General features: G+C 65.6%; 10 protein-coding genes. 2 read left to right on the top strand and 8 right to left on the bottom strand.

Translation table 11 applies throughout. The features are described 5' to 3' along the window. Positions 1-28 precede the first annotated feature (28 nt). On the top strand, positions 29-1,153 hold the full coding sequence (locus HHL27_RS16970; protein WP_169494577.1) for a methyltransferase domain-containing protein: 1,125 nt from the start codon (positions 29-31) through the stop codon (positions 1,151-1,153). A 26-nt stretch (positions 1,154-1,179) separates the two neighbouring features. Here the strand turns inward: HHL27_RS16970 and HHL27_RS16965 are convergent, their stop codons facing one another. The 4 genes from HHL27_RS16965 to HHL27_RS16950 all read right to left on the bottom strand — a co-directional run bounded on the left by HHL27_RS16965 (position 1,180) and on the right by HHL27_RS16950 (position 4,412). Next, positions 1,180-1,746, bottom strand: coding sequence for an LptA/OstA family protein (locus HHL27_RS16965; protein ID WP_169494576.1), 567 nt, complete (start codon positions 1,744-1,746; stop codon positions 1,180-1,182). Further along, the gene (lptC, locus tag HHL27_RS16960; protein WP_169494575.1) at positions 1,743-2,396 is read right to left on the bottom strand and encodes an LPS export ABC transporter periplasmic protein LptC; all 654 of its coding nucleotides are present in this window, start codon (positions 2,394-2,396) and stop codon (positions 1,743-1,745) included. Before lptC ends, HHL27_RS16965 begins: the two co-directional genes overlap by 4 nt. Before the next feature lie 19 nt (positions 2,397-2,415). After that, positions 2,416-3,033, bottom strand: coding sequence for a ribonuclease D (locus tag HHL27_RS16955; RefSeq protein ID WP_169494574.1), 618 nt, complete (start codon positions 3,031-3,033; stop codon positions 2,416-2,418). A gap of 74 nt (positions 3,034-3,107) precedes the next feature. Then, positions 3,108-4,412: a UDP-glucose dehydrogenase family protein gene (locus tag HHL27_RS16950; RefSeq protein WP_169494573.1), complete on the bottom strand. Its 1,305-nt coding sequence runs from the start codon at positions 4,410-4,412 to the stop codon at positions 3,108-3,110. A 137-nt stretch (positions 4,413-4,549) separates the two neighbouring features. On the opposite strand from HHL27_RS16950, the gene ung reads away from it, so the two are divergent. Continuing rightward, a complete protein-coding gene (ung, locus tag HHL27_RS16945; protein WP_169494572.1) occupies positions 4,550-5,233 on the top strand; it encodes a uracil-DNA glycosylase in 684 nt (227 codons plus the stop codon). A 7-nt stretch (positions 5,234-5,240) separates the two neighbouring features. On the opposite strand, the gene HHL27_RS16940 is transcribed toward ung, so the two are convergent. The 4 genes from HHL27_RS16940 to HHL27_RS16925 all read right to left on the bottom strand — a co-directional run bounded on the left by HHL27_RS16940 (position 5,241) and on the right by HHL27_RS16925 (position 14,021). Continuing rightward, a complete protein-coding gene (locus tag HHL27_RS16940) occupies positions 5,241-5,936 on the bottom strand; it encodes an HAD family hydrolase (RefSeq protein ID WP_169494571.1) in 696 nt (231 codons plus the stop codon). A gap of 97 nt (positions 5,937-6,033) precedes the next feature. Further along, complete coding sequence (locus HHL27_RS16935) at positions 6,034-7,467, bottom strand: glutamate synthase subunit beta (RefSeq protein ID WP_169494570.1); 1,434 nt, start codon at positions 7,465-7,467, stop codon at positions 6,034-6,036. Between the two features lie 13 nt (positions 7,468-7,480). After that, on the bottom strand, positions 7,481-12,121 hold the full coding sequence (gltB, locus tag HHL27_RS16930) for a glutamate synthase large subunit (RefSeq protein WP_169494569.1): 4,641 nt from the start codon (positions 12,119-12,121) through the stop codon (positions 7,481-7,483). A 205-nt stretch (positions 12,122-12,326) separates the two neighbouring features. Continuing rightward, on the bottom strand, positions 12,327-14,021 hold the full coding sequence (locus HHL27_RS16925; RefSeq protein ID WP_169494568.1) for a hypothetical protein: 1,695 nt from the start codon (positions 14,019-14,021) through the stop codon (positions 12,327-12,329). Between the last annotated feature and the right edge of the window lies 1 nt (position 14,022).

The raw sequence follows: 14,022 nt of genomic DNA, 5'->3' as shown, positions 1-14,022 counted from the left end.
CGCCCTTTTACGCGGCAATCAGATCGGCATGCACGCGACCGTGCTCTATGACGCCGCTCTTTTGCGAGCGGCTGGCGGCTTTGATCCTGGCCTTCGGCGCTGCGAGGACTACGAGCTCTACCTGCGGCTCAGCCGAACGCAGCGCATCGCCTGCCATCGCGGCATCGTCGCGCTCTACCGCATGCATGGTGCGAACATGTCGCTCGATGCCGTCGAAATGCTGGGATGGAACCGCAAAGTTCTTGAACGGCACAAGCCGGATGCGGCAGAAGTGGAAGCCCGGCGCGCCTGGAACGAAGGCATGCGCTCGCAACTGGGCGCCTTCGCCAACATCGTCTGGGCCAAGCAGAGGGCTCCGTCGAATTCCCGGTGGCGCCAGCGGAGACGAATGATGTCGCAAGCCCCGCTGACCACGTCGATGGCCGCGCTGCGACAGCTTGCCGTCCGGTGCCTTCCGCGCTCGCTCGCCGCTCGCCTGCGTGCCATCCGCCACCGTGCGCTTCTGGCAGACACCGGCCGCATCGATTTCGGCGATCTCGCCCGTGTCCGCCCCGTCAGCCAGGGTTACGGCTTCAGCCGCGGCACCCCGGTGGATCGCTTCTACATCGAACGGTTTCTCCAGCGCCACGCCGCCGAAATCCGGGGCCGCGCGCTCGAAGTGGCGGATCCCAAGTACTGCCGCCGCTTCGGAACGGGCGTGACGCAACAGGACGTGCTGAACGAGGCCCCCTCGCCCGAAGCGACGCTGGTTGGTGACCTGGGCACGCCCGGGGTCCTACCCGACAACGCATTCGATTGCATGGTGATCACCCAGACGCTGCAGTACGTCTTCGACCTGCGCTCAGCCCTTGCGCAGATCCACCGCGCCCTCAAGCCCGGTGGCACGATCCTGGCAACAGTCCCGGCGATCTCGCCGGTCGATCACGCCGACTGGCAATGGTATTGGCTGTTTACCGGCCATTCTGTGCGCAAGCTGTTCGAAGACGCATTCGGCACCGGCAATGTCGACATCGACATCTGCGGCAACGCCTTTGCCGCGACCTGCTTCGTGCAAGGCATCGCGCAAGAGGATATCGGCGCCGCCTGGCTTGAGCCGAACGACCCCATGTTCCCGGTCTGCATCACGGTGAAGGCCACGAAAGCCGCACGATGACCCCCCTCAATAGGGGGTAAAAAGGGTCAGGACTTCTTCGGCACGCTGAAGGTGCCGCTGACCCTTCCGCCGCTGCCCGAGCCCGAAACACCCGCGCCGCTGCGGCCATCCACGCTGGAGATGCCGGTGTTGAGGTCGATCACCAGACGTCCGCCGTTGAGCGTGTCGCCCGAACGACGCAGCGCCACATTGCCGACCATGGTGATGATCTTGCGGTTGAAGTCATAGACCGCCGCATCGCCGCTCGCGCGCTCGTCGCGACGCGTGACGACGACGCCGCCGGTGGCATCGATCCGCTGGATCTTGAGATCACCCGAATCGGTATAGGCGACCGTCGTCCGCGCGGCCTTCAAACGCAGTTCGTCCTGGGTGATGTCGACATTGCCGGTCAGCACCACGCGCTTCTGCTTGTCCTGCAACTCGATCCGGTCGGCCGCATAGTCCACCGGCGCGTTGCTGTTATGCGAGGCGATCGCCTGCGCCGACAGATGCTGCGCACCGGCGAAAACCAGCGACGCCCCGGCAAACCCGATCGCGCCGAGGCGGAGGGATCGAGGGGAGGCTATTTTCTCGAAGTTCGCGTTTGTGCTCATTGCGATGTTGGACTTTTCATCTTGCCCGGCTCCATCCGCAGCCGCGCATTGCCGTCGAGCGTGACGGTGCGCTCTTCGAGATCGGCGCTTATCCTGTCGGCGGTGAATGTGCCAGCCGGAATCCGGCCCTCGACCCGCCCGCGGCTGACCATGCGCTTGGTGTTGATGTCGATGTCGCTGCCTTCGGTGACCATGCGATAGCCGTCCGAGGTCTGGAAGTTCACGGGCCCATCGACGGCGATCGTCTGGCGGGCGAAGTTGTAGCCGCCATTGTTCGCGGTGAGGATGGCGGGGCCGTTGTCGAGCATGACCCGGGCGGTTACGTCGTGCATCTGGACGACGTTGTCGCGCGCCGAATGCTGCACTGCATTGCCCGCGGTGACCGAGAAATTGCGGCCCTTGTTGTCCTGCCCGCGATACATCGCGCTGATGACCTTCAGCCGGTCCTGCACCATCGCAACCTTGTTGCGATCGAGCAGGAAGCTGATTTCTCCACGCGGAGAGAGCGGGGCGAGGATCATCACCGCCAGCAGGGCACCGATCAGAATGGGCAGCCCGCGCGAAGCCAGCCGCACGAGCTTGTCGTGCAAGCCGCCCGGCGCCGCGAACAGGCGGCGGCGCGAACGGACCTGGTCAGCCTGAACGGTCATCGCCGGTCCCTGTCCACGATCACTCGTGGCTGAAGATGTCGCGGTCGGCCCACCCGGCGATATCGAGCAGCGCACGCGTCGGAAGAAAATCGAAGCACGCCTGGGCAATCGCGGTACGGCCTTCGCGTTCCAGACGTTCCACCAGGATCGCGTGCATCGCGTGGAGATAGCGCACGTCCGAGGCGGCATATTCCTGCTGCGGATCGCTCAGCACCGGCCCGCCCCAGTCGCTCGACTGCTGCTGCTTGGAAATCTCCTTGCCAAGCAGTTCGCGCACCAAGTCCTTGAGGCCATGCCGGTCGGTGTAGGTACGCACGAGCTTGCTGGCGATCTTGGTGCAGAACACTGGCGTGGCCATCACCCCCAGATAATGCTGGATCGCCGCGAGATCGAACCGCGCGAAATGGAACAGCTTGATGCGCGCGGGATCCGCCAGCACGGCCTTCAGGTTGGGGGCATCGTAGCTGCTGCCGACGCGGAAGCGGACGAGATGTTCGTCGCCCCGGCCGTCGGAAATCTGCACCACGCAAAGGCGATCACGCGTAGTGATCAGCCCCATCGTCTCGGTATCGACAGCGACCACGCCGGGGGCGAGGCAATCGGCGGGAAGGTCTTCTTCGTGGAGATAAACGGCCATCACCGGCACTTAAGCCGAAGCGTCCGCGTCGGCAAGGTATCCCGCGCCGACCTATCCCGCTTGCCGGACGAGGATCAGGGGCGGCCGACGCTCGAATAGGTAAACCCGGCTGCCCGCACTTCGGCCGGATTGAACACGTTGCGCAAGTCGACCAGCACCTTGCCCCGGGCAAGCTGGCCCACGCGATCGAGATCGATGCCGCGGAAAGCATCCCATTCGGTCACCAGCACCACCGCATCGGCGCCCGCGACGGCATCGTAGGTGCCCTTCGCCATGGTCACGTTGGGCAGCATGGGCGCGGCGATTTCCATGCCTTCCGGATCATACGCCACGACATCCGCGCCCGCGTCTTGCAGAGCCTGGACGATCGCGATCGAAGGCGCATCGCGCATGTCGTCGGTGTTCGGCTTGAAGGTCAGGCCCAGCAGCGCGATGCGCTTGCCGCGCGCATCCCCGCCCAAGGCCTCGATTACTTTGCGCCCCATCGCGCGCTTGCGCGAATCGTTCACGTGTACGACCGCTTCCACGATCCGCACCGGGCTGTTGTAGTCCTCGGCGGTCTTCAGCAGCGCCAGCGTGTCCTTGGGGAAGCACGAGCCGCCATACCCGGGGCCCGCGTGCAGGAACTTCGACCCGATGCGCCCGTCAAGGCCGATGCCGCGCGCCACGTCCTGCACATCGCCTCCGACCTTTTCGCACAGGTCAGCCATCTCGTTGATGAAGGTGATCTTCGTGGCCAGGAACGCGTTGGCGGCGTACTTGATCAGTTCCGAACTGCGGCGGCTGGTGAACAGGATCGGCGCCTTGTTGAGGAACAGGGGGCGATAGACTTCGCTCATCACGCTGCGCGCCCATTCGTCCTCGGCCCCGATGACGATGCGATCCGGCCGCTTGAAATCGCCGATGGCGGCGCCTTCGCGCAGGAATTCGGGGTTGGAAACGACCGCGAACTGCGTGGCTGTGCCCGAATCGCGAATGATCCGCTCCACTTCGTCCCCGGTGCCGACAGGCACCGTCGACTTGGTCACGACCACCGCCGGAGTCTTGAGATTTTCGGCGACTTCCTGCGCAACGGCGTAGACATAGGTCAGATCGGCATGGCCATCGCCACGCCGCGATGGCGTGCCCACGGCGATGAAGATCGCCTGCGCGCCGTCGATCGCACTCGACAGGTCGGTCGAAAAGGACAGGCGGCCGGCCTTGACGTTCGAGGCGACGAGCTCGGCAAGGCCCGGCTCGTAGATCGGCATGATGCCCAGATGGAGACGCTCGATCTTGCCCGCGTCCTTGTCGATGCAAACCACGTCGTGGCCGAAGTCGGCAAGGCAAGCCCCGGATACGAGGCCGACATAGCCCGACCCAACCATCGCGATCTTCATTCGCAGTTCCTCGGCAGATGCTGTGCGGCCCGGGGCCGCGACAAAGTCTCTTCGCAGTGCAGCATTAGGGATTGTTCCGGAGGGGAGCAACCCTGCAAGGTTGCGCCCTGGCGCTGAGGAGCGCTACCGCGGGGGCGATGGCTGCAACATCCCTTCCTGAAAGCTGGCGCGAAAGTCTCGCCCCGATCCTCGAAACGCCCGCGCTGCGCCGCCTGGGCGGGTTTCTCTCCGCCGAGGAAAAAGCCGGAAAGACAATCTTCCCCCCGCGTGGCGAACGGCTTTCAGCGCTGGAACTGACGCCGCTGGACGCGGTGAAGGTCGTCATCCTGGGGCAGGATCCCTACCACGGGCCGGGCCAGGCTCATGGTCTGGCCTTCTCCGTCCGTCCGGGGGTCAAAGTGCCGCCGAGCCTCGTCAATATCCACAAGGAACTGGAAACCGACCTCGGCCTGCCCCGCCCCAGCCACGGCAACCTGGAGGCATGGGCACGACAGGGCGTGCTGCTGCTCAACAATGCCCTGACGGTCGAAGCGGGCAATGCAGGATCGCACCAGCAGCGCGGCTGGGAGGAGTTTACCGACGCCGCGGTCGCCGCCGTGGCGCGACGCGACGTCCCCAGCGTGTTCATGCTTTGGGGCAGCCACGCGCAGAAAAAGGCGGCGCGGATCCCTGAACTTTCGCAAGGGTGCCATCTCGTGCTGAAGGCCCCGCACCCCAGCCCGCTGTCGGCGCATTCCGGCTGGTTCGGATCGCGCCACTTCAGCCAGGCGAACGCATTTCTGGAAGCGCACGGGCGCGGCGCGATCGACTGGCGCGCCTGACGGGCAATCAGCCCAACGAAGCGATCCACCCCGGAAGCTCCGACAGCGATTGCAGCCGCGCATAGCGCGGCGCCCCTTCGGGTTCTTCGCGATGTTCGTGGACCCAGGCGCCTTCCTGCGGAATGAAGGCGGCATAGGCACCAGCAGCGAGCGCAGGGAGAACGTCGGACCGCATCGAATCGCCGGCCATCACCGCCTGATCGGACTCCACCCCGTACTTTGCGAACAATCGAGAGAATGTCTCGCTGCGCTTGTCGCTGACGATCTCTACCCCGCTGAACAGATCCCCGAGACCCGAGGCCGCGAGCTTGCTTTCCTGGTGGAGCAGATCGCCTTTGGTCACCAGCACGAGCGGGGCGATGGCTGCGAGTTCGGCCAGCGTTTCGCGCACGCCGTCAAACAGTTCGACCGGGTGGGCCAGCAGGGCCCTGCCTGCCGCAAGGATTTCGGCGATCACGCCTTGCGGCACCGGATCGCCCACCAGTTCGAGCGCGGTTTCGATCATCGAAAGGGTGAAGCCCTTGGCACCATAGCCATAGAGCGGCAGGTTGCGCTCCTCGCACGCGACAAGGCGGGCGCTGGCGACGTGGGCATCGGCAAAGGGCTGAAGCATCTGCATCAGCGCCGTTTCAGCCACCCTGAAATGGCGCATGTTGTGCCAGAGCGTATCGTCGGCATCGAGGCAGATCAGGCGTATGGTCATGGCCGCCGCTTAGCGCGGACCGCTCGACCTGCGCCAGCCCCATGCAAAAAGGGCGCCCCGTGCGGGACGCCCTTTTGCTTGATCGACAGACGAGCGCTCAGCGCGGCAGTTCGCTCACGCCCATCAGCGCTTCGTCGACGGCGCGCGCGCACTGGCGGCCTTCGCGGATCGCCCAGACGACAAGGCTCTGGCCCCGGCGCATGTCGCCGCAGGCGAAGACGTTGTCGACGCTGGTCTTGTAGTCGACGACGTTGCCCTTGACGTTGCCACGCGGATCGAGCTCAACCCCCGCCTGTTCGAGCAGGCCCTGCTTGCGCGGGCCGACGAAGCCCATGGCGAGCAGGATCAGGTCCGCCTTGATGGTGAACTCGCTGCCTGCAACTTCCTGCATCTTGCCATCGATCCATTCGACGCGGACGCATTCGAGGCCGGAGACGTCGTTTTCGCCGACCACCCGCTTGGTCAGCACGGCGAATTCGCGTTCGCAGCCTTCCTCGTGGCTCGAGGAGGTGCGCAGCTTGAGCGGCCAGTTCGGCCAGCTGAGCGCCTTGTCTTCCTTTTCGGGCGGCTTGGGCATGATCTCGAGCTGGGTGACCGAGAGCGCGCCCTGGCGGTTCGAGGTGCCGACACAGTCCGAACCGGTGTCGCCACCGCCGATGACCACGACATGCTTGCCGGTGGCGAAGAGCGAGCCGCGCGGCGCGGCGCGCAGTTCGTCATCGCCCGCGTTGCGCTTGTTCTGCTGGGTCAGGAATTCCATCGCCATGCGCACGCTGGGAAGTTCTGCGCCGGGGATGGTGAGCCCGCGCGGATCTTCCGCACCGCCCGCCAGCACCACTGCATCGAAGTTTTCCTGCAACGAGGCGAACGAGACCGTGACGCCAACTTCTACGCTGGTGCGGAACTGGACGCCTTCGGCCTCCATCTGCATCGCGCGGCGGTTGATCAGCTGCTTTTCCATCTTGAAGTCGGGGATGCCGTAGCGCAGCAGTCCGCCGACGCGGTCGTTCTTTTCGAACACCGTCACCGAATGGCCGGCGCGCGCCAGTTGCTGCGCGGCGGCAAGGCCTGCCGGGCCCGAGCCGACCACGGCCACCGACTTCCCCGTCTTCTTCGCCGGAACCTGCGGCGCGATCCAGCCTTCCTTCCAGCCCTTGTCGACGATCGCGCATTCGATCGACTTGATGGTCACCGGCTGGTCGACGATGTTGAGCGTGCACGCCGCCTCGCACGGGGCGGGGCAGATGCGGCCGGTGAATTCCGGGAAGTTGTTGGTCGAATGGAGATTGTCCAGCGCCTCGCGCCAGTCGCTCTCATAGACCAGGTGGTTCCAATCGGGGATCTGGTTGTTCACCGGACAGCCGTTGTGGCAGTACGGAATGCCGCAGTTCATGCAGCGCGAGGCCTGGCCCTTGAGCCCTGCCTCATCGTGCGGAACGATGAACTCGCGGTAGTGCTTCAGACGCTCTGCTGGAGCGTCATAGGTGCGATCCTTGCGATCGATCTCGAGAAAGCCGGTTGCCTTGCCCATTGTAATCTAACCCTTATTCCGCCGCGACCGACGCGGCAGCGAGGCGCTCGGCCTCCATCTGGCGAAGCGCGCGCGCATAGTCGCGCGGCATGACCTTGACGAAACGCGGCAGTTCCTCGGCCCAGTTGTCGAGGATGGCGCGCGCCCGCTTGCTACCAGTGTGCAGCAGGTGGCGTTCCACCAGCACGCGCAGGCGCTCGGCATCGTGACGCAGCATGTCGCCCATGCCGTAGTCGTTGACGTCGACCCCGCGTTGCTGCGGACGGCCCGTGCCGTCGTCCTCGTCGCGCTCGGCCGAAATCGGCAGGAGGTCGACCATGGCGCCGTTGACGAGCTGCGCGAAGTTGCCGTCCACGTCGTAAACGTAGGCGACGCCGCCCGACATGCCGGCCGCGAAGTTGCGCCCGGTACGACCCAGAACGGCGACGACGCCGCCGGTCATGTACTCGCAGCCGTGGTCACCGGTGCCTTCGACCACCGCGATCGCGCCCGAATTACGCACCGCGAAGCGTTCGCCGGCAACGCCGTTGAAGTACGCCTCGCCCGCGATCGCGCCATAGAGCACGGTGTTGCCGACGATGATGTTGTCGGTCGCCTCGCGCTCAACGTGTGCCGGCGGGCGCACGATCACGCGGCCGCCCGACAGGCCCTTGCCGACATAATCGTTGGCATCACCAACCAGGTCCACCGTCACGCCGTGCGCCAGGAACGCGCCGAACGACTGGCCCGCCACGCCCTTGAACGAGATAGCGATGGTGTTGTCCGGCAGGCCGCGATGGCCATAGCGACGCGCGACCTCGCCCGAGAGCATGGCGCCGACGGTGCGGTTGACGTTGATGACGTTGCGCTCGATGCGCACCGCCTCGCCGTTTTCGAGCGCAGGCTTGGCCGCCGCGATCAAGTCGTTGTCCAGCGCCGCTTCGAGGCCGTGGTCCTGCTTGCCGCTCCAGTTGAGCGTCGTGCCGGCCACCGGCTCGACCTTGTGCAACAGCTTCGACAGATCGATGCCCTGCGCCTTCCAGTGCTTGACCGCCTTCTTGACGTCGAGCCGGTCAACCCGACCGACCATCTCGGCGATCGTGCGGAAGCCCATCTCGGCCATGATCGCCCGCAGCTCTTCGGCGACGAAGAAGAAGTAGTTGATCACGTGTTCAGGCTGGCCGGTGAAGCGGGCGCGCAGGACGGGGTCCTGGGTCGCGACGCCCACCGGGCAGGTGTTGAGATGGCACTTGCGCATCATGATGCAGCCGGCCGCGATGAGCGGCGCGGTGGCAAAGCCGAACTCGTCGGCGCCGAGCAGCGCGGCGACGGCGACGTCACGGCCCGTGCGCAGGCCGCCATCGGCCTGCACGCAGATGCGCGAACGCAGGTTGTTGAGCAGCAGGGTCTGCTGGGTTTCGGCAAGGCCGATTTCCCACGGGGAGCCCGCGTGCGTCAGCGAAGTCAGCGGCGATGCGCCGGTGCCGCCTTCGTAGCCCGAGATCGTGACGTGGTCGGCGCGCGCCTTGGAAACGCCCGCGGCCACGGTGCCCACGCCCACTTCGGACACAAGCTTGACCGAGATGCGCGCTGCCGTGTTCACGTTCTTGAGATCGTGAATGAGCTGCGCGAGGTCCTCGATCGAGTAGATGTCGTGGTGCGGCGGCGGGCTGATCAGGCCGACGCCAGGGGTCGAGTGACGGGTCTTGCCGATGGTCTTGTCGACCTTGTCACCCGGCAGCTGGCCGCCTTCGCCGGGCTTTGCGCCCTGCGCCATCTTGATCTGCACGTCGTCGGCATTGACGAGGTATTCCGCGGTGACGCCGAAGCGGCCCGAGGCGACCTGCTTGATGGCCGAGCGCATCGAATCGCCATTCGCCAGCGGCTTGAAGCGCGCCGGATCCTCGCCGCCTTCGCCGGTGTTCGACTTGCCGCCGATGCGGTTCATCGCCAGCGCCAGCGTGGTGTGCGCTTCCCAGCTGATAGAGCCGTAGCTCATCGCGCCGGTGGCGAAGCGCTTGACGATCTCGCTCGCCGGCTCGACCTCGTCAATCGAGATCGGCTGGTCAGCCTTCTTGAGCTCCATCAGCCCGCGGATGGTGAGCATCCGCTCCGACTGCTCGTTGATGCTTTCGGCGAATTCCTTGTACTTTTCAGGAATGTTGCCGCGCACCGCGTGCTGCAGGTTGGCGATGTTGCCGGCGGTCCAGGCGTGCTCCTCGCCGCGCAAGCGCAGCTGGTACATGCCGCCCACGTCGAGCATCTTCCGGTAGATCGGGTTGTCGCCATAAGCCGCCGCGTGGCGACGCACGGTCTCTTCCGCGATCTCGGCCAGGCCAACGCCCTCGATTGTTGTGGCCGTGCCGGTGAAGTACTTCTCGATGAAAGCGCTCGACAGGCCCACCGCGTCGAATATCTGCGCGCCGCAGTACGACTGGTAGGTCGAGATGCCCATCTTGGACATGACCTTGAGGATGCCCTTGCCGATCGCCTTGATGTAGTTCTTCTGCACATCCTTGGTCGAAAGCGGCAGCTCCTTGTCGACGCGGATCGCTTCGAGCGTTTCAAAGGCGAGGTAGGGGTTGATCGCTTCGGCGCCGTACCCTGCAAGCACGCAGAAGTGGTGCACTTCGCGCGCTTCGCCAGTTTCCACGACGAGGCCGGTCTGCATGCGCAGGCCCTGGCGGACGAGGTGGTGGTGCACCGCCGCCGTCGCCAGCAGCGCGGGCATCGGGATGCGGCTTTCGCACTGCGAACGATCGGACAGGATCAGGATGTTCTTGTCCGCCAGCACGGCTTCGGTCGCCGCCCAGCACATTTCCTTGACCGCCTGCTCGAGACCGGCGGCCCCGGTCGCGGCGTCCCAGGTCGTGTCGATCGTCGCCGTGCGGAACGCGCCATCCAGCGCGGCCTCGACCGAGCGGATCTTGGCGATGTCCTCGTTGGTCAGGATCGGCTGGTCGACTTCCAGGCGCTTGTGCGTGCCGGCATCGTGGCCAAGCAGGTTCGGGCGCGGCCCGATCATGCTGACCAGCGACATCACCAGCTCTTCGCGGATCGGGTCGATCGGCGGGTTGGTGACCTGTGCGAAATTCTGCTTGAAGTAATCGTAGAGCAGGCGCGAGCGCTTCGACAGCACCGCGATGGGCGTGTCGGTGCCCATCGAGCCGATCGGATCGTCGCCGTTGATCGCCATCGGTTCGAGGAACTTGGTGACGTCTTCCTGCGTGTAGCCGAAGGCCTGCTGGCGATCGAGCAGCGAGGTGCTTTCGACCGGCAGCGCAGCCAGTTCGGGCTCGACGACCTCAAGCTCCTTGAGCTTGTACTGCGCGGCTTCCAGCCATTCCTCGTATGGCTCGGCGTTCGCCAGCTCGGCCTTGATTTCCTCGTCCTCGACGATGCGGCCCTTTTCCATGTCGATCAGCAACATGCGACCCGGCTGGAGGCGCCACTTGCGGACGATATCCTCTTCGCGGAACGGCAGCACACCGCTTTCCGACGCCATGCAGATCAGGTCGTCGCGGGTGATCGAGAAGCGCGCGGGGCGCAGGCCGTTGCGATCGAGCGTGGCGCCGATCTGGCGCCCGTCGGTGAAGGCCACGGCGGCCGGGCCGTCCCAAGGCTCCATCAGCGCGGCGTGATATTCGTAGAACGCACGGCGCGACGGGGTCATCAGCGGGTTGCCGGCCCACGCTTCCGGGATCAGCATCATCACCGCGTGGGCGAGCGAGTAACCGCCCGCGAGGAGCAGTTCGAGCGCGTTGTCGAGGCTGGCGGTATCCGACTGGCCATGCGGGATCAGCGGCCACATCTTGTCGAGATCGGGGCCGAGCAGCTCCGATTCCATCGTGCGGCGGCGCGCGTTCATCCAGTTCACGTTGCCGCGAACAGTGTTGATCTCGCCATTGTGGGCAACGAAGCGGAACGGGTGCGCCAGCTTCCAGCTCGGGAAGGTGTTGGTCGAAAAGCGCTGATGGACAAGGCCCAGCGCCGACACGCAGTCCGGATCGCGCAAGTCGTCGTAGAAACCGCCGACCTGGGTCGCCAGCAGCAGGCCCTTGTAGACGATCGTGCGCGACGAGAAGCTCGGCATGTAGAGCTGGGTCACGCCCGGCAGGTCATACTTTTCGGCCATCGCCGCGAGCGGGTTCTGGGTCTGCTTGCGGATCGCCAGCAGCTTGCGTTCGAACGCATCCTGATCGGGCGTGCCCGCCCCGCGCTTGATCACGCACTGGCGGATCACCGGCATCTGTTCGATCACGGTCTTGCCGAGGCCGTCGATGGTGGTCGGCACATCGCGCCAGCCGATCAGTTCCTGGCCTTCCTTGGCGATGAACTTCTCGAAGAATTCGGTGACGAAGGTGCGGCTGGCCTCGTCCTGCGGCAGGAAGCACATGGCCACGGCATAGTCGCCCGGCGCCGGCAGATCCTTGCCTTCGGCTGCGGCCCACTTGCGGAACAGCGCATCGGGCAGCTGGATCAGGATGCCTGCGCCATCGCCCAGCAGCGGATCGGCGCCCACCGCACCTCGGTGGTCGAGATTTCGCAGAATCTCGAGAGCCTGATTAATGATCGCGTGGCTTTTGACGCCTTTGATATGGGCAATGAAACCCACACCACATGCATCATGCTCGTTACGCGGATCATAAAGGCCCTGAACCGGCGGAAATCCCATCTCGAAGGTGTTCCTACATCCATAAAGTGGAAACGGCGCGCGAATCACGCCCTTGCGAAAAGAGCGAAAGTTGCGCGAATTTCCCCCATGACTGCAGGAAAGTTATTTTGCAACCGCGAGAGGCAATTCCCGGCCTTAAGGGTGGCCGCAAATACGGATGCGGCGCTTCAGACGGTGGAAATCGGTATCCTTCGCCGGATCAGGGTCAGCCCCGGGCCGTCATCCGCTGGAGCGTGGCCAGCGCCGCGCGCAGGGCGCGCTCGGTCTCTTCGGCACCAGATGGGTCCGTGGGAGCTTGCGCAGCCACATGCGCTTCGTCCTCACCCGCTGTGCGCACGCCCTGACCCGGAAACACGACCACGGGCCGAGCTTCCGCTTCGTCAGCCGGTGCGGGCGCGACGATGAATTCCTGGCGCGGCGCGGCACTGCTACGGGTCGCGAGCGAAGATACGAAAGGCGGACGATCTAAGGGGGTGACGCTCGAAGCGTGCGACGAAGGTGCAGCGTTTACCGGGGGCACGGACAGGAAGCGCGGGACGACCACGTCGGCTTCGGCACTTTCGCCCGCTTCGTCCCAATCCGGTTCGAGCGCGCGCATCGCAGCGGGCTGGCGCACCATGGTCGTCTCGCGGTCGGATTCGCCAGGATCGCGCGGTCCGTGTTCGGGCGCACCGAACAGGCGCGGAGGCCGCATGGTGGACGCAGGCTGCGCCGGCGGTTGTACGGGGCCGCTTGCGTCCTCGGTGACGGCGGCGGATGGTTCTTCGGAAACCTGTTCTTCGAAAACCTGAGGAGCCTCGACGACGGTCTGAGCCGCTGCCTCGGCGGGAGCGGGATCCGGCGAGACGAACACCTGGCGCTCGGCAACCGGCTCGGGCGGCGTCTCATCGACGAGCGGCACCGGTGCCGTGACCTGAATGGGCGCAACCGGAGCGGGCGCAACGGCCATTGCGTGGGCATGGGGTCCCTTGCGCCGATCACCCTCGATGGCAAGGGCGAGGCGCTCGATCAGCTGGACCAGGCCGAGCGATTCGAGCGGAGCGACGGCCAGCGCGGGCGCGACCGGGCGCGGCGTGACGGGCGGCATCGCAAAGACCGACGCGCGGTGGCCAATGGGCTCGGGCGCGATCTGTGCGGCGGGTTCTTCAGCTTCCAGTACAGGCTGAGACACAGGTTCTGGCGCAACTTCAGGTGCGTGATCGAGCGGTTCGGCCGTCTCGGCAACCTCGGACCATTCGGGTACATCCGCCTCGACGGGCGCGTCCTCCGTCTGATCGACCGCTTCGAAAGGCTCGATCTCGGTCCAGTCGGCTTCGAGAATGTCATGATCGGCCGACGGAGCAGGGTGTTCGGCCATCCAGGGTTCCGGGTTACCGGCCACGTCCAGCACCTCGTCGGCCTCCGCTTCGGCGGCTTCGGCGTAAGGGGGCTCGAATGCGAGCGCCTCGCTGAGGTCGAAGGGCTTGCGCGGCGGTGCATCGGGGTGGGCGTCGAACGCGCGGACAGCCGGCGGTTCATTGCTTTCGAAGGCTTCGTCCTCGACGACTTCGGGCACGTCGTGGAAACTGGCGCTCGCGGTGCGGCGGCGGACCACAGGTTCACTGCGAGGACGCAGGCGCAGCCCGACGAACACGCCGACGATCAGCCCCCCCGCCGCCATCGCCATCGCGATCAGCAGGCGCGCCGTCAGGCCGAGCGGCGGTGCCGCGGCAGGAACGACCGACGCGACGTTGGCGGCAGTCAGAGCCCGCTCGAACAGCGAGGATGGCACCGCAAAACTGCCCAGCCCGAACAGGGCGGCCAGCCATAGCGCCACGAGCGCGGGAAACAGGCGGTGGGCCGTTACCGGCTGTCGGGCCGATCGGGAAGGCGCGCGGTCTGCTGGCTGGCTTCGGCTCATG

The sequence above is a fragment of the Novosphingobium olei genome (assembly GCF_012927405.1).
In the GTDB taxonomy this organism is placed as follows: domain Bacteria; phylum Pseudomonadota; class Alphaproteobacteria; order Sphingomonadales; family Sphingomonadaceae; genus Novosphingobium; species Novosphingobium olei.
Note: the sequence above shows the minus strand (reverse complement) of the source record. Positions and strands in the feature narration are given on the sequence as shown.